Origin of the sequence: Nocardia halotolerans, from assembly GCF_042650145.1 — a bacterium.
Taxonomy (GTDB): domain Bacteria; phylum Actinomycetota; class Actinomycetes; order Mycobacteriales; family Mycobacteriaceae; genus Nocardia; species Nocardia halotolerans.
This window is the reverse complement of record NZ_JBHSDL010000008.1, coordinates 79938-103357: the sequence shown is the minus strand read 5'-3', so window position 1 is coordinate 103357 and position 23420 is coordinate 79938. Positions and strand designations below refer to the sequence as shown.

At 66.7% G+C, this 23420-nt stretch carries 12 protein-coding genes and 1 pseudogene; 7 read left to right on the top strand and 6 right to left on the bottom strand.

What is annotated here, in order from left to right:
• Window positions 1-112: 112 nt before the first annotated feature.
• The gene (locus tag ACFO5K_RS09060; RefSeq protein WP_378558904.1) at window positions 113-1009 is read right to left on the bottom strand and encodes a helix-turn-helix domain-containing protein; all 897 of its coding nucleotides are present in this window, start codon (window positions 1007-1009) and stop codon (window positions 113-115) included.
• Between the two features lie 152 nt (window positions 1010-1161).
• Between ACFO5K_RS09060 and ACFO5K_RS09055 the strand changes: the two genes are divergently transcribed.
• On the top strand, window positions 1162-1923 hold the full coding sequence (locus ACFO5K_RS09055) for a nuclear transport factor 2 family protein (protein WP_378558899.1): 762 nt from the start codon (window positions 1162-1164) through the stop codon (window positions 1921-1923).
• Window positions 1924-2276: 353 nt separating this feature from the next.
• Here ACFO5K_RS09055 and ACFO5K_RS09050 read toward each other — a convergent pair whose 3' ends face one another.
• Window positions 2277-3464 (bottom strand): PucR family transcriptional regulator, encoded by a 1188-nt coding sequence (locus ACFO5K_RS09050; protein WP_378558895.1) that lies wholly within the window; start codon window positions 3462-3464, stop codon window positions 2277-2279.
• Between the two features lie 254 nt (window positions 3465-3718).
• Here ACFO5K_RS09050 and ACFO5K_RS09045 point away from each other — a divergent pair, with 254 nt between their 5' ends.
• Together ACFO5K_RS09045 and ACFO5K_RS09040 are read left to right on the top strand one after the other, a co-directional pair.
• Complete coding sequence (locus ACFO5K_RS09045) at window positions 3719-5428, top strand: aldehyde dehydrogenase family protein (protein WP_378558892.1); 1710 nt, start codon at window positions 3719-3721, stop codon at window positions 5426-5428.
• Window positions 5429-5451: 23 nt separating this feature from the next.
• Window positions 5452-7026 carry a GMC family oxidoreductase gene (locus ACFO5K_RS09040; RefSeq protein ID WP_378558889.1) on the top strand — a complete coding sequence of 525 codons (1575 nt, stop codon included), beginning with the start codon at window positions 5452-5454 and terminating at the stop codon, window positions 7024-7026.
• Between the two features lie 90 nt (window positions 7027-7116).
• Here ACFO5K_RS09040 and ACFO5K_RS09035 read toward each other — a convergent pair.
• The 4 genes and pseudogenes from ACFO5K_RS09035 to ACFO5K_RS09020 all read right to left on the bottom strand — a co-directional run bounded on the left by ACFO5K_RS09035 (window position 7117) and on the right by ACFO5K_RS09020 (window position 13119).
• Window positions 7117-8520: pseudogene (locus ACFO5K_RS09035) on the bottom strand (cytochrome P450).
• 455 nt (window positions 8521-8975) lie between these two features.
• The gene (locus tag ACFO5K_RS09030; protein ID WP_378558886.1) at window positions 8976-9188 is read right to left on the bottom strand and encodes a hypothetical protein; all 213 of its coding nucleotides are present in this window, start codon (window positions 9186-9188) and stop codon (window positions 8976-8978) included.
• A 582-nt stretch (window positions 9189-9770) separates the two neighbouring features.
• A complete protein-coding gene (locus ACFO5K_RS09025; RefSeq protein ID WP_378558883.1) occupies window positions 9771-10838 on the bottom strand; it encodes an alpha/beta hydrolase in 1068 nt (355 codons plus the stop codon).
• Window positions 10839-10863: 25 nt separating this feature from the next.
• Complete coding sequence (locus ACFO5K_RS09020) at window positions 10864-13119, bottom strand: MMPL family transporter (RefSeq protein ID WP_378558880.1); 2256 nt, start codon at window positions 13117-13119, stop codon at window positions 10864-10866.
• A 269-nt stretch (window positions 13120-13388) separates the two neighbouring features.
• Here ACFO5K_RS09020 and ACFO5K_RS09015 point away from each other — a divergent pair, with 269 nt between their 5' ends.
• From ACFO5K_RS09015 to ACFO5K_RS09000, 4 genes are read left to right on the top strand one after another with little or no spacing between them, the layout of a single operon-like run.
• Entirely contained in the window at window positions 13389-19814 is a 6426-nt protein-coding gene (locus ACFO5K_RS09015) for a type I polyketide synthase (protein ID WP_378558877.1), read from the top strand.
• A complete protein-coding gene (locus ACFO5K_RS09010; RefSeq protein ID WP_378558874.1) occupies window positions 19814-21220 on the top strand; it encodes a condensation domain-containing protein in 1407 nt (468 codons plus the stop codon). Before ACFO5K_RS09015 ends, ACFO5K_RS09010 begins: the two co-directional genes overlap by 1 nt.
• Window positions 21217-21930 (top strand): hypothetical protein, encoded by a 714-nt coding sequence (locus ACFO5K_RS09005; RefSeq protein ID WP_378558871.1) that lies wholly within the window; start codon window positions 21217-21219, stop codon window positions 21928-21930. The genes ACFO5K_RS09010 and ACFO5K_RS09005 overlap by 4 nt, the downstream gene beginning before the upstream one ends.
• On the top strand, window positions 21930-23420 hold the full coding sequence (locus tag ACFO5K_RS09000; protein ID WP_378558867.1) for an MFS transporter: 1491 nt from the start codon (window positions 21930-21932) through the stop codon (window positions 23418-23420). Before ACFO5K_RS09005 ends, ACFO5K_RS09000 begins: the two co-directional genes overlap by 1 nt.

The following is a 23420-nucleotide window of genomic DNA, read 5'->3' as shown; positions in this document are numbered from 1 at the left end:
TGATTGGCGAATCTCCTATGCTGAACAAATGCAAATTCGGATGCGAGCTATGCCTGATGTGAAGGTGCTCAGTTGCGGCCGGCCTGATGTACGACCGGGACTTCGGCCGCTCTCAGGGTTCGGTGTGCCCACGGATCGCATTGCGAAAAGTGATGGGAGTCTGTCCCGTGCGCTGGTGGAAGTACTTGCTGAAGTGGGTCGCGCTGGCGAATCCGAGGTGGTCGGCGATGCGGGTCGCGGTTTGTTCGCTGTGGGCCAGTAGGCGTTTGGCCTCCAGGACAACTCGGCGATCGATGTAGTCCTTGGCACCGAGTCCGGCTCCGGCGAGTGTGGCGCGGGACAGGGTCCGGGGCGAATATCCGAGTTCTCGGGCGTAGTCCTCGACCCGGCGGGTGTGGGTGAAGTGAGCTTCGACAGCGTCTCGGAAGATCATGAACGTGGGGGAGATTTCGGCGACGGGGGCGCCGGCCGGGGTGGGGAGACAAGCCAAGCGCAGCACCAGGACCGACAGCAGGTGTCGCAGAGTCGCTGTGTGGATCTCGATGGGAAGCCTGCCGAAGGCATCGAACTCTTCGGTCAGGTGGTCGGTGGCCAGTCGCAAAGCCGCGACATCACCGGGGGACGGATGATGCAGAACTGGGGCATGCGGGTCGTCGATGCGGGCGCCTGCGACGGTGGCCGGGCTGAGGAAACCCTGCTGGAACAGGACCAGCGAACCGTCGACATGCGCGAGATCACCCCACTGGTTGACCTGGCCGGGTCGGATCCACAGCCAGGACCGCGGCTCGAGGATATAGGTGGCGAAGTCGACCGTTTGCCGCAGAGAACCTTCGGTGAGGGTGAGCAGGTGATGAAAGTCGGGTCGCTGGGGGGTCGAGAGAACGTCGCCGGATACCCGATTCCGCAGCTCGGACAGCCGCAGTACCTCGACACCGGTCGGGGTACCGACTGGGGCGGAAAAGGGAACGTCGAGCAGTCTCCCTACCCGGATGTGTCGCTTTTTGACCATATCCAGTCCTCAGCGTATCCGAATCCATCTGCACTTTCACCGTAGATTTGGCTTGTTCACCCTTCCAGTGCCCATCCGGGTGTCGGATAAGAATAAGTGAGAGCAGCGTGCGAGCAGTTCCGTTTTCGCTACCTCCAGAAGGAGTACAGATAATGAGCAACATCGAGAACGCTGTCATGACCGCCACCACCGAACTGTTCGGCAAGAAGGACCCGACCGCGGTGGATCGCTGGTTTGCCGACGACTACATCCAGCACAGCTCGTTGGCCGCCGACGGACCGCAGGCCCTTCGTCAGTTGGTGGCCGGCCTCGGCGACGATTTCCGCTACGAAGGGGCTCGGGTGATCACCGACGGTGACTTGGTTGCCCTGCACGGTACCTACTTCGGCTTCGGTCCCGACCCGCTGGTCGGGTTCGACATCTTCCGTGTCGACGCGAACGGCAGGCTGGCCGAGCACTGGGATGCACTCACTCCGCTGGTCGGTGCCACCGTTTCCGGGCGCGGCCAGACCGACGGGCCCACAGAAATTACCGATCTGGACAGGACCGAGTCCAATCGGGCCCTGGTCGCCGAGTTCGCACGCAAGGTCCTTGTCGGCGCTGATTACTCGGTGCTGACCGATTACATCTCGACCGAGACCTACGATCAGCACAACCCGGAAGCCGCGGACGGTCTGGACGGGTTCGGTGCCGCCGCTGCGAAGTGGGCGTCACAGGGAAAGAACCTTGTGTACAAGAAGGTCCACAAGGTGATCGCCGAAGGCGATTTCGTGCTGCTCCAGTCCGAGGGCGAATTCGGAGACCCGGCCGCGTACTACGACCTGTTCCGCGTCGGCGGCGGCAAGATCGTCGAGCACTGGGATGTCATCGCCCCGATCCCCGCCGTCTTGCCGCACACCAACGGCCTGTTCTGATCGTCACCCGCATGTACCGCAGCGCGTTGCCGACGATGAGCCGCACGGTTTGATCCGGGCGCGCACGACCGAGCTCATCGGTCCACCAACGGCTTCGGCGCGCGGATCGCTTCGGCCTGGCCGCTCGACATCGGTGGTGTCGTTGACCCTGAACTGCCCTACCGGAATGTGGGGAGAGCGATCCGGACTCCGCGTGGAATGTCCGCGCGATTTCTCCGCTCCCGCGGGTCGCCGCTACCAGCCGCAACAGCAGAACCGCCTGAGGGCTCGATCACAATCGAAGGAATCCACGCTCTGTACTTCGTCTTCGGGTGACAGCCCTCACCTACCCCTGCAGCAGCCCCGTTCGGCGCCTACGGCGCGAGCAGTATGACTACTTGCAGCGCAAGATGCAGCTCCGCGGAGTGCACCGGATCCGCGGTGTCGCGACCGGTCAGGTCACGAATCTTGCGCAGGCGATAGCGCACCGTATTTCGGTGACAGTGCAGTTCCTCGGCCGCGGTGGCGGTCGATCCGCGGTGGCGGTACCACGCGTCGAGCGCGGCGATCAGATCGTCACGATCAGGGGTGGGCAGTCGTAGCACGGGCCCGAGTATTTGGGCGGCGGCACGCCTGCTGGCCTCTGGCACGGTGACGAGTAGATGGGCGAGCGGCTCGCTGCCGAACCGGACGACGGTGCGCGCGCCGGGTCGCGCACTGCGAGCGGCGAGGTGGGCTTCGGTCAGCGCGCCGGGGATGGCGATCGGGCTGGTGAAGGCGGCGCTGAGGCCGATCCGCCCGTCGATGAGCTCGGCCAGCACGTCGCAGGCACGTTCGATCATCGCAGGCGCCGACGCGGACAGCAGCCCGGTGTGCGAGTCGATCTGGGAATCCCACACGGATTTGGCGCCGAGATCTCGCAGCGCGCCGACCAGGCGGGCGGGGAGAGTAGCGCCGGAGTCGGTGGTCTCGATCGACACGACGGCGAAGACGCCGTTCTCGGAAAGACCCAGGGTGCGCAGGGCGGTCAGAGTGTGGGCGGGATTGTCGGAGTGATCGTCGAAAAGCGTACGGATCAAACGGCTCTGGGCCTGCGCATCGACATGCGCGAGCATGATCTCGGTCTCGCGGTAGGCCTCGACCGCCGCGTCGGAGAAGGTGTCGATCAGATTCCACAGATCGGTGGCAAGGTCGTGCAGCCGCGGGTCGCCGGGACCGGTGGACCGGGCAGTGAGTTCCTCCCAGGTCAGTCTGCCCCCGAGGCGATAGGCGTGCAGCAGTGCGGCGATGGGAACGCCACGCTCGGCCTTGAGCCGTCCCACGGCGCGCGCCGCGTGCAGCCGCGCCGGCCCGGTTCCGGCCAGCGCGCTGATGATCGCGGTGAGATTCTCCAGGCAGGCCTGCTGTAGTTCCTCGGCCGTGAGCAGGCCAGGGTCGGCATAGGACCGGTCAGCGCCTGCGATGCGGCCGACCAATTCCGCGGCCATGGCCTCGACCGAATCGAGCAGCGGTTCGGCCAGCCCGGTCGGCGGCGCGGTCGTGATCGGCGATGTAGCGGTCATCCCTACAGGCTAAGACCACGGGGTGAGCTGCGCCACCCCTGGGTTGTGCACGAGCACATCATGGTCGTGGCCGATGAGCGAACTCGCCACGACGCCGCATGAGCCAGGTCACGTCGACATTGTGCCCGGGCACAACAGAGGTGGGGGCGGATCCGCAACCGGAGCACATGGTGCTCATCGGTTGACGGCGACAGAATCGAACTATCTCGGCCGCTGCGTGCCGAAGCCGGCCCAACAGTTGTGGAGGATCGCCAGTGGTCACCAAGAAGGCAGAGCCCGGCCTCGCCGCGGTGGATGTCGCGTTGTCCGAGCTCGTCGACGGCGAGAAGAGGTGGGCGGCCACCTCCTTGTCCGGTCGGCGTGCGCTGCTGGACCGGGTGCGCGAGCTCACCGGACGGCACGCTCAGGAGTGGGTCGACGCGGCCGCAGGCATCAAAGGCCTCGCGGCTGACTCGCCGCTGGTCGGTGAGGAATGGACCTCGGGACCGTATGTGATGGCCGCCGGACTCGGTGCGCTGTCGAAGACACTCGACATCCTCGACCGCGGCGAGAGCCCGCTCGACAAGGCGAGCTTCGGCGTCGCGGGTGACCGGGTGACCGTCGACGTGCTGCCCGCGAGCCCGTTCGACGCGCTGCTGCTCAACGGCTTCAGTGCGCAGGTGTGGCTGCAGCGCGGCGTGAGCACTGCCGCCGCGAAGGCGAACGCCGGTCTGGCCCAATTGGATCCGAGCCGCACACAGGGAGTCGGCGCAGTGCTCGGCGCGGGCAACATCACCTCGATCGCGCCGCTGGACGTGCTCTACGAACTGATCGCGCACAACCGGGTCGTCGCGCTCAAACTCAACCCGATCACCGATCCGATGCTGCCGGTCTTCGCGAAGATCCTGGCCCCGCTGATCGACCTCGGCGCGGTGCGGTTGCTGACCGGTGGCGCCGAGGTGGGCGGTTATCTGATCGGCAACGAGCTCGTCGACCACGTGCACATGACCGGCAGCGCGCGCACCCACGACGCGATCGTCTGGGGCACCGGTGCCGAGGCCGCCGAGCGGAGACTGGCGGGCACACCGAAACTGACCAAGCCGGTCACCAGCGAACTGGGCGGTGTGTCGCCGACGATCGTGCTGCCGGGCGAGTGGAGCGCGGCTGACATCGCCTTCCAGGCCGAACACGTCGCGACCCAGCGGCTGCACAACGGCGGCTACAACTGCGTCGCCGCCCAGGCCATGATCATCTCCGCCGACTGGGCGCAGAAGGATCAATTCCTCGCCGCGGTGCGCGCCGCGATCGCGAAGGCGCCCGCCCGCCCTGCCTACTACCCGGGCAGTGACGATCGGGTCGCCGGAGCCTGCGAGTCCTATCCGGGAGCCGAGCGACTCGGCGGCGGCCGGGTGCTCGTCACCGGCCTCGCGCCCTCCCCGGCCGAGCCGCTACTGACCGAGGAGTACTTCGCGCCCGTCTTCGGGGTAGTCGAATTGCCCGGAACCGAAGCGGAATTCACCAGGGCAGCCGCCCGAACCGCGAACGAGGCGTTCGCCGGAACGCTCGGTGTGAACATCATCGCCGAGCCCGGCACCATCACCGAACTCGGCGCGTCCTTCGATGAGCTGATCGAGGATCTGCGCTACGGCACGGTGGCGATCAACGCCTGGACCGGTGTCGGCTACCTGACGCCGACGGCCTCTTGGGGCGCCTTCCCCGGCCACACCATCGACGACGTGCAGAGCGGCATCGGCGTCGTCCACAACGCGTGGCTGATCGACCGCGTGGAGCGCACCGTGGTGCGCGGCCCGTTCCGGCCCGCGCCGCGCTCGCTGCTGCGCGGCGAACTCGCGATCTCGCCGAAGCCACCGTGGTTCGTCGGCAACAAGACCGCCGCGAGCACCGGCAGACTGCTCGCCGAATTCGGCGCCGACCCCGGCTGGCTGCGCCTGCCCCAGATCTTCGCGTCCGCCCTGCGCGGCTGAGCCCGACAACCTTGGAGAATCAGATGAACACCAGCATCGCCGATTACGTCGTCGTCGGCACCGGATCCTCGGGCGCGGTACTCGCCGCACGGCTCACCGAGCGCTCGGCCACCAGCGTCATCGCCCTGGAGGCCGGTCCCGAGGACAAGAAGCAGGCCGTCCACATTCCGGCGGCGTTCTCGAAGCTGTTCCAGACCGATCTCGACTGGAACTACCTCACCACCCCCCAGCCCGAACTCGGCGACCGCCAGATCTTCTGGCCGCGCGGCAAGATGCTCGGCGGGTCGTCGTCGATGAACGCGATGATGTGGGTCCGCGGTTTCGCGGCCGACTACGACGCGTGGGCAGGCGCCGCCGGTCCGGACTGGTCGTTCGCGAAGGTGGTCGAGTACTTCCGGCGCATCGAGTCGGTCGAGGGTGCCGCCGAACCCGACGAGGGTCGCGCCGGTCCGCTGCGGATCTCGCACCAGCGCAGTGCTCGTCAGTGGACCGACGACTTCCTCACCTCGGCCGAGCACGCCGGCTTCAAGCGCGAGCGCGCGAACCTGCCGCAGCCCGAAGGCTTCACGCAAACCATGGTCACCCAGAAGCGCGGCGCCCGCTGGAGCACCGCCGACGCCTACCTGAAGCCCGCGCGCAAACGGCCGAACCTGACCGTGCTCACCGGCGCGCAGGCGACCCGGATCGTGTTCGAGGGCACCCGTGCCGTCGGTGTCGAATACCGCAGGAACGGCGAAACCCATCTGGTGCGCGCACACAAGGAGGTGGTGCTGTGCGGCGGTGCGATCAATAGTCCGCAGCTGCTGCAGCTGTCCGGGGTGGGCGATCGAGAAGCGCTCGGGCGCCAGGGCATTCCGGTTGTGCACCACCTGCCCGAGGTCGGTCGTAACCTCACCGATCACCTGATCTCGCTGATGGGGTTCGCCGTCGACTCCGGCACGCTGTTCGCCGCGGAGAAGCCGCTGGAACTGCTCAATTACCTCGCGCGGCGTCAGGGCATGCTCACCTCGAATGTCGGTGAGGCATACGGCTTCGTGCGCAGCCGGCCCGAACTCGACCTGCCCGACCTCGAGATCATCTTCGGACCCGCCCCGTTCTACGACGAGGGCATCGGCATCGCGCCCGGCCACGGCATCGCGATCGGCCCGATCCTGCTCCAGCCACGCAGCCGCGGCACGGTCACCCTCGCCTCCGCCGACCCGATGGCCAAGGCGCTCGTCGACCCGCGCTACCTGTCCGATCCCGACGGCGCCGACCGCGCCGCGCTCCTTGCCGGGCTGCGGATCGCGCACAGCATCGTGTCCGCCGAGCCGCTCGGCTCCCGGATCGGCCGATTCCTCCAGCCCAAACGCGAAAAGCCCACGGTCGAGGAAACCCTCGAGGACGCTCTCACCTGGCACTCCCACACCCTCTACCACCCGACCAGCACCTGCCGGATGGGCAGCGACGCCGCCAGTGTCGTCACCCCCGAACTGACGGTTCGCGGCCTCGACGGCCTCCGCGTGGCCGACGCCTCGGTGATGCCGACCATCATTCGTGGCCACACACACGCCCCCGCGGTGGTCATCGGCGAGAAGGCGGCCGACCTTCTCCGCTGAACGAACGGCGCCGCGAACACTGCCAGGTTGCCTCTGTGGCAACGGGTTTGGCGGGTATTGCTGTCTGGGTCACTGTTGCCTGCACGCTACCTAGCGTCGGCGCCGGTGCGCTCGAAGCCGAAGACCTGAGGGCTTGAGGGTAAGAGTTTCGCGGACATCGAGGTCATATCCTGGGTCGGATTCCAGATCGAACTGGTGCAGCAGCGCCGCGAGGGCCACCGCTATTTCGTGGTGGGCGAACTGGCGGCCGATGCAGGCGCGGGGCCCGGTGCCGAAAGGCTTGTAGACGCGGGGTGGTAGGCCGCGAATGTTGTCAGGCAGGAATCGGTCTGGGTTGAATTGGTCTGCGTCGGGGCCCCAAGCCGGGTCGCGGTGGGCGGCGAGGAGTAACACCAGCACCCAGGCCTTCTTGGTAAATCGGTAGCGGCCGCACAGCGTGGTGTCGCGCTTGGCGCGGCGGAAGTATCCGGGGCCGGTCGGCCACAGCCGCAGGGTTTCGTCGACGACGCGGCGCAGACCGCGCAGCTTGGCTACGTTGTCGTAGCGGATATCCGGGAATTCCGCTGTGGGCCAGCGCTCGTCGAGTTCGGCGCGGACATCCGCAACGATATCGGGGCGGGTCGAGAGGTAATGCAGGGCGAAAGCGATGGTGTTGGCGGAGGTTTCGCTGCCTGCGATGAGGAAGGTGAGGGTCTGGTTTCGGATGTTGACCGTGTCGAGATGCTCCCCGGTGTCGGGGTCAACACTGTCGAGCATGAGATCGAGGATGTCGCGATACCCACGCTGCGGATCGATTTTGCGGGCGTCGATGATGTCGTCGACGACAGCGTGGGCGTGTGTCAGGTCGGCCTTGTGCTGATCGCGGTCGTCACGGCGGAAGACCTTGTCGAACAAGGGCAGTACATCGGTGCGGCGGTTGGCGTAGGCGAGCTCGCGCACCATCGCTTCGACGAACTAACCGCTGCGCGAATCGGCCAGCGAACCGAACGAATGCGAGAAACCCGCTCGCGCAATGATTTCGAAGGTCAGCTTGTTCGTCGTCGCCGGTACGTCGATCCACTGCGGTGTCGCAGACCAGACGTCGGTCAACTCGCGGACGGTCTCGATGATCGCGCCGTGGTAGTTGGCCATCGCCGACTTGGTGAAGGCGGGGGCGAGAATGGTGTGGGCCTTGGCCCAATTCGGCTCGGAGTTGTAAGCGGTGAACAACCCGTCCCCCGCCAGCGGTCGCAGTTTGATCAGCGCGTGGCCGACGTGCTTTTCCCACCGCGACTCGTCGTTGACTTCCTCGATGGCCTCGACCCCGGTGACGATGATCGCGGGGTAACCGAAAAGCTTCTGTTCGAAGACCGGCCCCAACTCCCGCGCTTGCTCGGCCAGCTGTTGGCACGGCTTCGCGAAATCGGTGGTCAGGACGTCACCGAGGAGCGGCAGCCGGAACCGCGGATGCGGTAGCTTCGCCGACAGCTCTGGGGCGGAGGTCGTATCGATCATGATGTATCCCTATGTCTTCTGGGTCGTTGATTCGGCTGGCCTGTTCGAAGCGGGCCGGCCCGCGGCCACGAATCGGTAAGCGGGCGACCACCACCTGGCCAGCGGCAACAACTCCGATACCTCGTCGGCGAGGTTCGCCGATGTCGAGGTAGGTAGTGGCGTCGCCATTTCGGCCTGCGGCGTCGATCGTGGGCGGCTGTTGCCAACTGTAGTGCGAGGCCGGCCGTGTCCCATTCGGTCTTGGGAACATGCTCTTGCGCAGTGGATTTCGCGAAGACGTCCGGGTCTTGCCAGAGTGGTCGCAGCCGCCGCCACTGCCTGCTTGTCGTAGCAGCCGAGCCATCGCGTCGCTGAGCGCAGTAGCGGAGCGGCTGACACCGCCACTATGGCGGCGGCGATCCAGACGACGTTCCGAGAATGGGTCTGCATCCGATCAAATTACCTGGGATGGATAGCTACCAATTTGTTCCTGCTTCGCACAACATCCCAATATTGCTGATAATCGACCCGTCAGATGTATCGATCCACACAGGCAACTCATCGACCAACTGCGCGGTGAGCAGATTCCAACCCTTACTGGGCCAATGCACAACTTCTCGGCCGATGACGAGTTGCCCCTGAGCCACACCAGCCGCCCAAACGGCTGCCACCGCAAATGATGCATCCATCGATTCGCCTCCACCCGTGTACCAGAAATCGCTCCTACCGAGGCGTTGCCATCCCAGCCCGACGGTGTAGTACCGTCGATCGAGAGTTCCCAAACCAGATCACTGCTGTCGAATCGGCCCCCGTACTGCAGGCATAGAATGTCCCGCGAAACGGCATGTAACGCCTCCACCCATGCTTCGGGCGGGCTCATACCCTCAGCAGCGTCAAGTACCGGCACAGCACCGGATTGCATCGGTATTCGCCACACCAGCATGTCTGCGTCCGAAAAGTTTCCAAAATTCGGCCAGACCATCAGGCCATTGTCGCAGCAGAGTGCCAGGAGCGGCTGCACCCGGGAACTCTCCACTCGTGGGACAGATTGGGCAGGCCACCGGCAGTCGCCACCTGTGTCGTGGGCCTCAGGCCGGCAACGCACGCGGAATCGGACAAATAATCATTAGCTTGCGTCAAGCCTGTGCGCGGCCGATTACCCGATCACGACTGCCCGAAATTGTTACTGACGAGGTCGGGGCGTTCGGCGTGTGAAACAAGCCCACTGCCGGCGGCGACGTCGATGGATGTCACGAACTGCGGCTGGAGGATCAGGGGACGAGCAGCGCGGCGGCCCGCTCCCAGTAGGTGCGCAGGTCCTGCTCCCAGTAACCCCAGGAATGCGTGCCTGCTGGGCGGAATTCGAATGTCGCCGGGATATCCAGTGCGGCCAGTCGGTCGCGCAACAACGCGGTGCACACCACGGTGATTCCGTCGAGTGCACCGCCTATGATCAGCTGATCGAGCAGTTTCACCGGGTCGCTTTCGATGCCGGGGCCATCGAGGGTGTCCAGCGGGCCGGGCAGGCCGTTGCCGGTGCTGACATACACCTGTACGCCACGCAGCTTCTCGGCATTGAGGGCCGCATCGCCGGCCGCCCAGGCCGGATCGGCGGGTGGCCCCCACATATTCAGTGGGTTGCCGCCTTGCGCGGTGACGATCGAGGCCACCATCGCCTGTCCGGCCGGGCTGCTGGTCTGGATACAGCCGCTGAAGGAGCCGACCATCCGGAATCGTTGCGGCGCCACCTGTGCCATCCGGAACACCGCCGCGCTGGACATCGACAGACCGGCGACCGCGTCGTGGCCGGTGCCGTGGAAGGCGGAGTCGATGATCGGTGGGAGTTCGGTGGTGAGGAACGTCAACCAGCGATTGCGTCCGGTGCCCGGATCGTCGGCCCGCCAGTCGGTGTAGAACGTGCCCGCTCCACCGATCGGCATCACCACGTTCGCCTGTGCGGCGGCGAAGAATTCAACGGCGTCGGTTCTGGTGAACCAGTTGCCGCCCTCCCGCCAGTCCTGGGTGTCGGTGCCGCCGTCGATCCCGTTGAGCAGATACAGCGAGCCCGCGGGTGCTTCGGGGTCGGCGGCGGGAATGATCGCGACGGTGACCGGGCGGTTCATCGACGCCGAGTGCACGGTCAGGTCGATCACCTTGCCGGGCCCGTTGGCGGCCGCCGCGACCGCGAACGAGCCGTTCGGTGCCGGTACCGCCGCTGCCATGGCGCGGGCGGCGACCAGGTCCGGGCTCGCCTGCGCTGTCGCGACGGCGGGCAGGCCGGTGGCGGCGAGCGTCACCGCGATTGCCAGCCGCCGCACCGAAGAACTCACCACTGTCATGTCCGCGTTCTCTCCTGTGTCGTCGCTAGTGCCCATGGCGGCTCTGCCCGTCGACCAGTTGAGCGCGGTCTTCGGGATCAGGACGTGGTCTGGGCGCCGGAGCAGCTCCGGAAGTTGCCGAGTGGGCCAGATTTTCGTGTTCCGATGCCGGCTGCAGGCGTTTGAGCCACGCCGGTGCCCACCAGCAGGCGTCCCCGAGCAGCCGCATGGACGCCGGTACCAGCAGCATCCGCAGAATGGTGGCGTCGATGAACAGGGCCGTGACCATGCCGAAGGCGATGTACTGCATCATCAGCAGATCCGAGAGCGCGAATGCGCCGGTGACCACCAGCAGGATCAATGCGGCCGCGGTGATGATGCGGCCCGTACGCGCGATACCCGCCTGCACCGCTTCGGTGGTCGAGGCACCGGCGGCCCTGGCTTCGACGATGCGCGACAACAGGAATACCTCGTAATCGGTCGACAGCCCGTAGATCACCGACACGATCACCACCAGGACCAGCGACATGATCGGTTGCGGGGTGAAGCCGAACAGTCCCGCACCGTGCCCATCGATGAAGACCCAGGTGAGCACACCGAGGGTGGCGCCGAGTCCGAGCAGGTTCAGTGCGGCGGCTTTGAGCGGCAGCACCAGCGAACCGAACATCAGTGCCATCAGTAGCGTGCCGGCCAGGAAGACGAACGCGATCATCAGCGGCATCCGCTCGACCAGTGCGTCGATGCTGTCCTTCTCCACGGCGGGTTGCCCACCGACCATCAGTGTCGTGCCGGGCGGCAGCGGCATCGAACGCAGGTAGTCGATGGTCGCCTCGGCGTCGCCGGAACCGGCGAGCACGGTGTGGGTGGTGAGGACCTGAGGCTGGAACGGCGACTGCATCGGTTCGGCGAACGGCGCGGCCAGGCCTGGGGCGTGGTCGGCATCGGCGCGGACGGTATCCGCGGTTGTGGGGTCGAAAGTGACGATGACCAGGTCGATCGGGTCGATCTGGCGCAGCGGGAACAGCTCGTCGAAGTGCTGTTGGGCCGAACGTGTCGGATGTGTCGGCGGAAGGAACCGCTCATTGACGGAGCCGAAGGCCAGGTTCTGGATCGGGACGATGAGCAGCAGCAGGCCGAGGCAGATCGGAACAGCCACCACCAGCGGACGTTTCATCACCCCGGCGGCGAATCGCCCCCACCTGTTGTCGGGCACACGGTCGTTCGCGACCGGTTTGCGGAACCAGGCGACCCCGAGCCAGTCGACTCGCCTGCCCAGCACGGCCAGCATCGCGGGCAGCAGGGTGATCGAGGTGAGTGCGGCCAGCGAGATGGTGATCATGGCGCCGTAGGCGAACGACCGCAGGAAGCCCTGTGGGAACACCAGGATGCCGGCCGCCGCGACCACGACGATCAAGGCGGAGAACCACACCGTGCGCCCCGCCGTGGCCACCGAACGCCGGACCGCGTCGTCGACCGTGCGGCCGTCGGCGAGTTCCTCGCGGAAACGACTGAGCACGAACAGTCCGTAGTCGATCGCCAGCCCGAGGCCGATCATCGAGACAACAGGGGAGACAAAGGAGTTCACCTCGGTGACCGCGGTGAGGCAGCGCAGCAGCCCCCACGCTCCGAGCATGGTGAGCCCGCCCACGATCAGCGGCAGCGCCGCGGCGACGACGCCACCGAACAGGAAGAACAGCAGGACCGCGACTGCGGGGATGGCGAGCAACTCCACGCGTCGCTGATCCTGGACCATGGTGTCGTTCAACGCGGCGGCGACCGGTTGGCTGCCGGCGAGCTCGACCTCGACCCCGGGGATCACGAGTTCCTCAGCGATCTTGCGGTAGTTGCGAGCCTGTTCGGTGGGATCCAGGCCGCTGACCGCGACCGAGGCGAATGCGTAGTCACGTTCGGGCGAGCCGAAGACATCAGGAAGCGCCACACCGGTATCGGTCGGCCAATACGCGCCGTTGATCTGGTCGATCTCGTTCGGGAACCGTTGCGGCAGGCTGTTCAGGCCCGCCACGACCGTCTCGGCGAAGGCTGGATCGTCGATCGTGGAGCCCTCGGGCGCCCGAACCAGCAGGATCACGTCGCTGCTGTGATCACGTCCGAAGGCGTTGTCGCGTACGTGCGCCGCACGAACTGATTCCGACGACGGATCGTCGAATCCCGACGAACTCAGATCCGCGCCGAGACCGAGCCCGTAGGTTCCCAGTGCCAGCAATCCGGCCACCATCGTGATGATCACCAGGTACCGCCGCCGGACGACGATGTCCGACCACTGTGCCAACTCGGCGAACACATTCGCCTCCCAACTGCTCGCGATGTGGTCGAACTTGTCACTGTCGAGGGCCTTTCCGATCGCTACAGCGCAATGTTGCGGCCGGTCACAATGACTCTCGGGACAACGTTGTGAGCCGTGACTTCGCGATATGGGTCCGATCACAGCGAAGCGCGCTATTGCCAGTCCGAAATTCCAGAGGTCGGTGATCGGACGATCGCCACGGTGGTGGGCTCCTACGTTGACACCAACGGTCGATGCCACAGACCGGTCGAACCGGAGGAAATTGCGTGTCGGATATTGCCATTGTCGGAATCGGATGTCGGTTCGCGGGCGGAATCGATTCGCCGGAATCGTTCTGGGACTTTATTGTCGACAAGCGTGACGGCGTCGTGGAGATGCCCGCCGATCGCTGGGATTGGCGCCGCTACTACGACCCCGAGCCGCGGACGCCGGGGCGCAGCTACACCAAACACGGCGCCTTCATGACCACCGATCCGTGGGAGTTCGATCCCGACTTCTTCGGGATCTCGCCGCGTGAGGCCACCGTGCTCGACCCGCAGCAGCGGCTGATGCTCGAGGTGACCTGGGAGGCGCTCGACGACGCCGGGATCGCGGGGCACTCGGCCGGCGCGCAGGTCGGGGTCTATGTGGGCGGCTTCGTGGTCGACCAGTCGGTGATCGGCGTGGTGGGCCCCGCGCTGTTCCACACCGACATGCACACCCCGGCCAGCGCTTCCTACACGATGCTGTCCAACCGCATCGCCTACGCGCTGAACCTGGTCGGTCCGGCGATCACCGTCGACACCGCCTGCTCCTCGTCACTGGTCGCGCTCCACCTGGCTTGCCAGGCGCTGGAGAACGACGACTGCAAGGTCGCGCTGGCGGGCGGGGTCAATGTGATGCTGCAGCCGGAAACCTTCGTGCTCATGTGCAAAGGCGGATTCCTGGCCACCGACGGTCGCTGCAAGTCCTTCGACGCGTCCGCCGACGGCTACGGTCGCGGTGAAGGTGCCGCGATGGTGGCGCTGAAGAAGCTCGAAGACGCTGTCCGGGACGGCGATCGGGTCTACGCCGTGATCAAGGCCACCGGATCTAATCAGGACGGACGGACGACCGCGATCACGGTGCCCAACGTCGATTCGCAGGAGGCGCTGGCCCGGACCGTGTGCGAACGCTCGGGCCTGGCACCCGACGAGATCACCTACCTGGAGGCGCACGGCACCGGCACGCTGGTCGGCGACCCCGTCGAACTGCGCGCCCTCGGCCGGGTTTTCGGTGCACCGTCCGGGCGCTCCGGCAGCATCGGCGTCGGCTCGGTGAAGGCGACGATCGGTCACACCGAGGCCGCCGCGGGCGTGGCCGGCGTGATCAAAGCCGCGCTGGCACTGCGACATCGCACACTGCCACCGCAGGGCTGGCTGAACAACCCGAACCCCGACATCCCGTTCGACGAGCTGGGCTTGCACGTGCAGACCGAGGCGCAACCGCTACCCGCCGACTCCGCGCCGATGGCGGTGGCGGTCAACGGTTTCGGCTACGGCGGCACCAATGCTCACGCCATCCTGCAGGAGTTCCGCGCACCCGCACCGCTGATCCAACCGGCCCGGCACTTCGGCATCCTGCCCATCTCGGCCCGCAGTACCGGCGCCGCTCGTGCGTTGGCCGGCCGGTTCGCCAACTTGATCACCGCGGGCGCCGACCCGGATCAGCTGGCCGAAGCGGCATGGACCCGGATGGCGCACCACCCGTTCCGCACCGGTGTACTCCTCGACGGTTCCGCCGACGAACTGGTTCGCGAACTGCACGAGTACGCGTCGGGCGGCGGTCGCGACGCCGGTCGCACGGTCTCCTCCAGCGCCGCCGAGCCGGTGTTCGTGTTCTCCGGTATGGGGCCACAGCACTGGAAGATGGCCCGTGGGCTGCTCGCGGCCGGCGGGGTGTTCGCCGAAACCGCCGAGGAGATCGATGCGGAATTCCGCGCGATCGCGGGCTGGTCGATCATCGAGGAGCTGGGCAAGCCAGCGGACGAGTCCCGGATCACCGGCACCGAGGTCGCCCAGCCGGCCAACTTTCTGGTCCAAGTCGGTCTGGTGCGTGAGCTGGCCGAATACGGGATCGTCCCCGCGGCCATCGTCGGACACAGTGTGGGCGAGGTATCGGCCGCGTATGTCAGCGGCATGCTGTCGCTGCGCGAAGCGGTGCGCGTGGCCTGTCACCGGGCGCGGTTGCAGGCCACTACCGCCGGAACCGGCGGGATGCTCGCCGTCGGCATGACCAAGGAACAGGTCGACGAGCTCATCGCCGACGATCCGCGCGTCGACATCGCGGCGATCAACAGCCCCACCTCGGTGACCCTGTCCGGCGACGTCGACCGGCTCGACGAAATCGCCGAAAAGCTCACGGAGGACGGCATCTTCGCACGCCGCCTGCGTGTCGAGGTGCCGTATCACAGCCGGCTGATGGACCCGATCCGCGACGAACTGCGCACGGCGCTGGCCGATCTGACGCCACAGGCACCGAAGGTGCCGCTGTACTCCTCGGTGACGGGCGAACTCGTCACCGAGGGCGTCTGGAACGCCGAGTACTGGTGGTCGAATGTTCGTCAGCCGGTGCGATTCTTCGCTGCGATCGGGAACCTGATCGACGCGGGCAACCGGATCTTCCTCGAAGTCGGTCCACACCCGGTGCTGTCGGGCAATATCCGCGAGGCTCTGGTCGACGCGGACGTGAACGGCGCCACGGTGCCCACCCTCGACCGCGAGCAATCCGATTCGCACAGCATCCGGCGCACCCTCATCGGCCTGCACGCCGCCGGCGTGCTCGACCGCGACCTGCTGTTCCCCGCGGATCGGGGTGTCACCGCGCACGTACCGCTGCCGCGGTACCCCTGGCAGCGCACCCGCCTGCACTCGGCGTTGCCGCTGTTCGAGCAGGCCCGCCTCGGCACGCCCGAAGGCCACGCGATGCTCGGCGACCCCGATGTGGAGGGTCGTCCCGAGTGGTTGTTGCAGGTGGGCACCGAGTTGCTGCCGTGGCTGGTCGACCATGTCGTCAACGGCGTCAAGATCATGCCGGGTGCGGCGTACCTGGACGCGGCACTGAGCGCCACCGCTGCCCGGATCGGCAGCAAACAGGTTGCGCTGGAAGGAGTACGGTTCGTCGCGCCGCTGATCATGGGTGCCCCGGATGTGCCCCTGGTGGCCATCAGCGTCGAGGAAGCCAGCGGCCGCTTCATGATCAGATCGCGCAGCGCGACCGGAACGGCGTGGACAGTGCACTCGACCGGGCGCACGCTGACCGGCAGTCACGAACAGACAGCAGTCGAGCTGCCCACCATCGAGATCGGGGTCGATGTCGACCCGGCGATGTTCTACGCGGGCCTCGCCTCGGCCGGCCTGCAGTACGGTCCGACGTTTCGGCGGGTGACCTCGGTGCGTGTGGGACGCGATGTGGTGCTGGCGACCGTCGACGGCAGCATCGCCGAAGGCTCGCGACATCTGGCGCATCCGGCCGTCGTCGATGCCGCCATGCAGTGCGCCGCAATGCTTTTCACCGACGAACGGATCAACGAGGGTGTCATGGTGCCCGTCGGGGTGAACGCGGTGCGCCTGCTCGCCGAACTCCCCACGGAGATCACCGTCATCGCTCGCCGCGACCCCCGAGCCCGCCTGCGCGCCGACGTCGACCTGCTCGACCGCGACCGAAAGCTGGTCGCACGGTTGACCGGCCTGCAGATCGGTGCGCTCGAGCCAGGTAACAGCCCGCTGCACCGGATGGCCGACTTCTACTACACCGAGGTGCTGGAAGAACGGGACCCGATAGACCCCGCGGCCCTGGCCGACGTCGGGTCGGTGTCCACTGTGATCGTCGCACTCGGTGACAGTTCGCGTACCGCTGAACTCGCCGCCGCGATCCCAGGGGCGCGAGTGATGCTCGCCGACCCGGACAGCGACGAGCTGGAACCGGATCTCCTCGCGCATCTCGAGGCGGCAACAGCCGAGGAAACCCAGCGCACGCACGTCTGTGTCGTCGTCGGTGCGGGTACCGACGACGTAGCCGACCTGTGGACGCTCAAACGCGTCGCGGTCGCGGTGTCGGAGTACGTCACGCCCACCGTGGAGGGCGCCCCACCACAGATCAGCTTCGGCGACGGCAACGTCCACGCCACACTGGTCACCGAGTCCGCCTTCATGGTTCCTGGCAGCGATGTCGCACCGGACCCGCGCCAGGCCGCGCTCGCCGGCGGCCGCCGGGTGCTGCTCAATGAACAGACCCCGCTGCGCTGGCGGTTGGTCGATACCGAGCCGGCCACCCCGATCACCGAACTCGTCACCGAACTCGGTGTGCCCGGTGCTTTCACCCTCGACAACAGCGACGAGGTGCTGCTGCGCGGCGGCAAGCGCTGGGCGCCGATGGTGACCAAGCCGCTGCCCGAGCGCATCGAAGAGCTCGAGACCTCGCACCCGTTTGCCGACCCGGCGGCGAACTTCGAGCTGGACCTGCCACGGACCCGTGTGCTCTCGCAGGTGGGGTGGCGTGCGTGCCCGCGTCCGGAACCCGCCGCCGGCCAGGTCGAGGTCGCGATGGCGGTGATCGGATTGAACTACAAGGATCCGCTCAAGGTGATCGGACTGCTCGGTGAACGCGAACTCGCGCCCACGTATTTCGGCACCGTGCCCGGCATGGAGGGCATCGGCACCGTGGTGCGGGTCGGCGCCGATGTCACCGATGTCGCGGTCGGTGCCAAGGTCGCGGTGGCGTCCAAGGGCATGATGCGCAGATTCGCCATCGTCGATCGGGCGCTGGCCGTGATAGTGCCCGCCGACACTGATCCCGGGTATTGCACCAGCACTATTGCCTTCGGCACGGCCGAATACGCTCTGCACGATCTGGCTCGCCTCGAACCGGGCGAGACCGTGCTGATCCACGGTGCGGCCGGCGGTGTCGGCACCGCGGCCATTCAGGTGGCCAAGGCGATCGGTGCACGCATCATCGGCACGGCGAGTTCGCCCGAGCGCCGCGAGCACGTGCTGGCGATGGGCGCGGACTTCGCGGTGAACTCACGTTCGCTCAACTTCGTCGACGACGTGCTCGCGCTGACCGGCGGTACCGGCGCCGACGTGATCATCAGCAGTGCGCCCGGTGAGATCTTGCGCCAGAATTTCAATGCCGCCGCGGAATTCGGTCGCATCGTCGAGGTCGGCAAGGCCGACATCTACACCGGTGGCCTGCTGGAACTGGCCAACTTCGACAAGAATCTCGCCTATTACTCGATGGATCTGGACCGCTTGGTCGCGGTGCGCCCGCAACGGCTGTCGCGGCTGCTGCAGCGAGTGTTCGAGAAGGTCACCGAGGGTGTCTACACCCCGTTGCCGTACCAGATGTTCGAGACACACGAGGTGAGTCAGGCGTTCGAGGAGACGCTGAGGTCTTCGCGCGTCGGCCGGGTCGCCCTGCGGATGGACGACCCGCAGCCGCCCGTACGGCCCGCACTGCCGCCACTCGACATCGACAGCGCCGGTAGCTACCTCATCACCGGTGGGTTCGGTGGCTTCGGCATGGCGATCGGGCGCTGGCTGGCGCTGCGTGGTGCGCGCAGGCTGGTGCTGGTCGGGCGCAGCGGTGCCCGCACCGAGACGGCTCGCCGCCAGCTCGAGGTGTGGCGCACGGCGGGCATCGAGGTGATCGAAGAACACGCCGACGTGACCGATGCCGCCGCCGTCACCGCGCTCGTCGCTCGTGCGCACAGCGAACAGCACCCGTTGCGCGCGGTGTTCCACGCCGCGGGCGCGGTGGCCGACAACCGGCTCGCCAGCATGGCGCTCGACGAGCTCGACCGGGTCTATCGCCCCAAAGTCCACGGCGCGCAGGTGGTCCACCAGGCGGTGGCCGATGCCGGTATCACTTTGGACATGTTCGTGCTGTGCTCCTCGGGTGGCTCCATGTACGGGATCTACGGTCAGTACAACTATTGCGCTGCCAACGTCGCCGTCGAGACATTGGCACAACGCTGGGCCGCCGCGGGCGAGCGCGCACTGTGCATCGGCTGGGGACACCTGTCCGGCGCCTCAGGAGGCATGGCCTCGGATGAAACCGCCGAAAAGTACTTGGATCTGGTCGGATTCGGTCCGATAGACATGGCCGACGCCACCGCCTACCTGGAACAGACCCTGCGCCTGGGCGTGACCAACGCGGCGATCATTCCCACCGATTGGGCCAAACTGACCGGAACCTTCCCGCAGTTGGTGCGCACCGGTCGCACCGCTGCACTGGCCCGGTCCTCGGCCGAGGACACCTCCGAACTGGCCAAGCTGCGTGCGGATCTCGCCGCGATGGAGGAGGCCAAGCGCGGGCCCGCCATCGCCCGCAAGATGGCCGACGAACTCGCCGTTGTCATGGGGGTGCCGGTCGAGTCGATCGACATGACGGTGCCGGTGCCCGAACTGGGGTTGGACTCGTTGATGGCGGTCGAACTGGGCGCGCGCGTCACCAAGACGCTCGGCATCGACCTGATGTCGATGCAGATGGGGCGCTCGTTCAGTTTGGAACAGGCGGGTCCCAAGGTCGCCGAACTGATCCTGGCCTCTGAATCCGTTGGCACACCGCTACGGCCGGACACGGCGCCCGCAGAATCTGCCGCGTCGAGTGCCGAACCGCCGGCACCATGGGACCTCGACCGGCCGGCGGAAGTATCGATGGCGGGATCGCACTGATGGTCGACTTCGGCTTGATCGATGAATGGCGCCCGTCACCCGGTCGGCTCGTGACCTGGTTCGCCTCGGCGGACTCGGTCGCGCGCGCGGCCAGGGCCCCGGCACATCCGGCACCCCCCTCACTACAACAGGAGCAGTACCTGCGCCTGGCCGACCGGCACGCCGGCGCGGACTTCCGGTTCTCGGGCCTGTGTCTGGCGGTCGCCGAGATCCCCGCCGGTGACCTCGATCGCGACACGATCACCCGGACGATCCACGCTTTCCTGATGCGCCACGACACCTTTCGCACGTGGTTCGCCGTCGAAGCCGGTGGCACCGTACGGCGCCATCTGGTTCCCGAGGCAGATGTCGAGTTCGTACCGGTCGACTACGGCTACATCGACGACCCCGAGTCGATCTGCCGGCACGTGGAGAAGACGACACCCGGCCCGTTTCAATGGGACTGCTTCACCTTCGGCACCATCGAGCACAGCGACTCCACCACCGTGTACCTGGCGGTCGACCATCTGCACACCGACGGCCTCGGGCAGTACCTTTCGGCGGCCGACTTCGCCCAGCTCTACGCCACCCAGCTATGGGACGAGGCCGAACCGCCGGCCCCGGCGGCGAGCTACCTCGACTACTGCCGCAACGAGCGGTCACTCAGCGATCAGCAGAGCCTGTCCTCGCCGGGGGTCAAGAAATGGCTCGCCCTGCTGCACGGCAACGACAACCGACTGCCGGTTTTCCCACTCGACTTGGGCAAGAAGACCGACGGCTACCATCGCAGCGCCCACCGCAACGTCGTGTTGTTCGACGACGACGAGGCCGATCGATTCGAAAGCGTCTGCCGTGCCAACGGCGCCGAATTCGTCGGCGGTGTGTTCGCCGCCGCCGCACTTGCCGAACGGGAGCTGGTGGGTTCGGACTACTACTTCGGAATGACCCCGGTCAGCACCAGGTCCTCGGCAGCGGAGAACAACTCGGTCGGCTGGTACGTGACGCTCGTTCCGGTCGCGTTCCCGCTCACCGAACGCACCACCTTCGCCCGCGCGCTCACGATCGCGCAACGGGCCTACGACAGCGGTCTGCTGTTGGCACCCACCTCGTTCCACCGTGTTCTCGACCTGCTGCCCGCTGATTCCGAGATCAAGGTCGAACCGGGGTGGGTCACCCCGATGATCTCGTTCATCGACGCCAGAAACTTCCTGGGTAACGAGTTGTTCGACAGCATGAAGGCCGGTGTCTTCGCCAACCGCGCTGCCTCCGAGGAAGCACTCATCTGGATCAACCGGCTACCCGGCCGAACGTCGCTGAGCGTCATCTTCCCCGACACCGCGATCGCGCAGGAGTCGGTGCGCCGCTACCTGACCACCATGAAGTCCGTGTTCGGAGCCATCATCGACAGCGCCACGGAGCACCCATGATCCGAGAAGAATTCGTACCGACCATCTTCGGTGACCCTGGCATTCCTGACGGCGAGAAGTCGCGGTATCGCGTCGGCATCGCCGGTGAGCCCAGCGGCTTCGAGGTTTCGCACGTCGTCGTGCACGACCGGGGCGGATATCACACGACGACCGAGGTGAGCCCGGCAGAAAAAGGTGGGCGCGACCGGGAACTGGTCATGACGGTCGAGCAGCGAATAGGTCGTATCGACGGGCGACTGCACGCGGAAACCTATCGCGCGCAGGCTCGGTCGGGCGCAACGGTGGTTTCTCGCGAAGAAGTGAATTTCGTCGACACCGTGCATCTGCAGTTCGGCGGCCTGCCCGGGCCGTTCCCCCCGAACGTGATGCCGATCGCCGGTGGTCTGACGATGCTGCGTGGACTGGAATTCGCCGACGGACTGGTCGAATCGATCGACGTGTGGCTCGCGTCCTCGGTGCACTGGCCGCTGCTCGTCCGGGTGGAGAAACAGGTCGTGTTCGCGGGACCGGCCGGGGTGTTCCCGTGTTGGCAAGTGCGGTTGCGGCCCGGCTTCGAGCAGGTGAACGGGATGCTGGACAAGATGGTCGGCTCCGTCGTGCCGCCGTTCATCGCGCTGTTCGAGGTGGTGGCGCCGCATCGGATGGTGCAGCTGAGTTTCCCGACCCAGATGTCGATGTCGGCCCCGCGCGCCACGATGGAATTGGCGTGATGAGCGAAACCACCGGCGTCGCGAAGGCACAGGCGCCCGGGCTCGGCGCGTGGCTGGCGTTCGGCGCCTGCCTGATCGCGGTGTTCATGCAGATGATCGACGTGACGATCGTGAACACCGCGCTGCCGAGTCTGACCGCCGACCTCGGGGCGTCCAGGTCGGCACAGCTGCTGGTGATCTCCGGGTATGCGCTGGCGTTCGCCTGCACGCTGCTCACCGCCGCACGGATCGGTGCAATGGTCGGTCGGCGCAGAATGTTTCTGGTGTCGGTGGTCGCCTTCACCGCGGCCTCGGCATGGTGCGGATTGGCCAGTGACCCCGATGAACTCGTCATCGCGCGCGTGTTCCAAGGCGCGGCGGGGGCGGGCATGGCTGCCCAGACGATCGCCATTCTCACGGCCGGTTTCCCGCGCGAGCGCCATCCCCTGGTCTTCGCGCTCTATGGGGGCGTGGCTGGATTCGCCGGGATGCTCGGGCCCATTGTGGGCGGCGTGCTGCTCACCATCGATGTCGGTGGTTGGGGGTGGCGATCGGTCTTCCTGATCAACCTGCCGATCGGGCTGTTCGCGTTCGCGTTGGCCTGGAAGTTTCTGGACCGGACCAGCCCGGTCGGTCGTCACCGACTCGATCTGGTCGGTGCCGCGCTGTCCGGGCTCGGTCTGTTCGCCCTGATCGCGGGCATGGCCCGGATTCAGGAGCACGGGTGGCGGCTCGACGTCATCGCCGCCACCGGTGCCGGGCTGGTGCTGACGGCGGTGTTCCTCGCCCAGCAGCGCGCCCGCACCGCGCGAGGTGCCGACCCGCTCGTGCGCCTCGACCTGTTCGCCAACCACGGCTTCCGGATCGGCTCGGTACTGGTAGGCGCCTTCTTCGGGCTGTTCACCGCGTTCGTGTTCGCCGCCTCGATCACCATGCAGGATGTGCTCGGCTACTCGCCGCTGCTCACCGGCATGGTGATGACACTGTTCGCGCTGGGCGCGGGCGCCGGTGCCCTCGGCTCACTGATTCTGGTTCCCCGCTGGGATATCTGGGCGTTGGCTGCCGGGATCGCGCTGTTCGGTGGGTGTATCGGCGCGGGCGGGGTGTACCTGTATCTGGTCGACGGTGTGGCGAACGCACTGCTCTGCGCGGGTCCGGTGTTCGCGGCCGGATTCGGGGTCGGGGTTTTCGGTGTGCAGCTGCAGCCGATGATGCTGTCCGGGCTCGACGCCGATCGGATGGCTGAGGCCTCCGGTGTGTTGCCGACCGTCGAGCAGGTGGGGAACGCGGTCGGTCTCGCGGTGTTGACCACGGTGTTCTTCCGTTCGCACAGCCTCGGTGGCAGCATCATGATGATGGGCGCCATCGCCGTCGTCGCCGTCGTGCTCGCCGTGCTGACGTTGGCGATGCCGTCGCACGAGCGGCGGGAACGGGCTGCGGCGGGCCTGCTCGATCGGACGGAACAGGCTGCGACCAGCGCTGCTCGGGAGGCGGAACCACGCTGCGGATAA

Excerpts from the sequence above, each read along its gene's own strand:
- ACFO5K_RS09060 (WP_378558904.1), bottom strand. The coding sequence starts at position 1,009 with ATGGTCAAAAAGCGACACATCCGGGTAGGGAGACTGCTCGACGTTCCC.
- ACFO5K_RS09055 (WP_378558899.1), top strand. The coding sequence starts at position 1,162 with ATGAGCAACATCGAGAACGCTGTCATGACCGCCACCACCGAACTGTTC.
- ACFO5K_RS09050 (WP_378558895.1), bottom strand. The coding sequence starts at position 3,464 with ATGACCGCTACATCGCCGATCACGACCGCGCCGCCGACCGGGCTGGCC.
- ACFO5K_RS09040 (WP_378558889.1), top strand. The coding sequence starts at position 5,452 with ATGAACACCAGCATCGCCGATTACGTCGTCGTCGGCACCGGATCCTCG.
- ACFO5K_RS09030 (WP_378558886.1), bottom strand. The coding sequence starts at position 9,188 with ATGGATGCATCATTTGCGGTGGCAGCCGTTTGGGCGGCTGGTGTGGCT.
- ACFO5K_RS09025 (WP_378558883.1), bottom strand. The coding sequence starts at position 10,838 with ATGACAGTGGTGAGTTCTTCGGTGCGGCGGCTGGCAATCGCGGTGACG.
- ACFO5K_RS09010 (WP_378558874.1), top strand. The coding sequence starts at position 19,814 with ATGGTCGACTTCGGCTTGATCGATGAATGGCGCCCGTCACCCGGTCGG.
- ACFO5K_RS09005 (WP_378558871.1), top strand. The coding sequence starts at position 21,217 with ATGATCCGAGAAGAATTCGTACCGACCATCTTCGGTGACCCTGGCATT.
- ACFO5K_RS09000 (WP_378558867.1), top strand. The coding sequence starts at position 21,930 with ATGAGCGAAACCACCGGCGTCGCGAAGGCACAGGCGCCCGGGCTCGGC.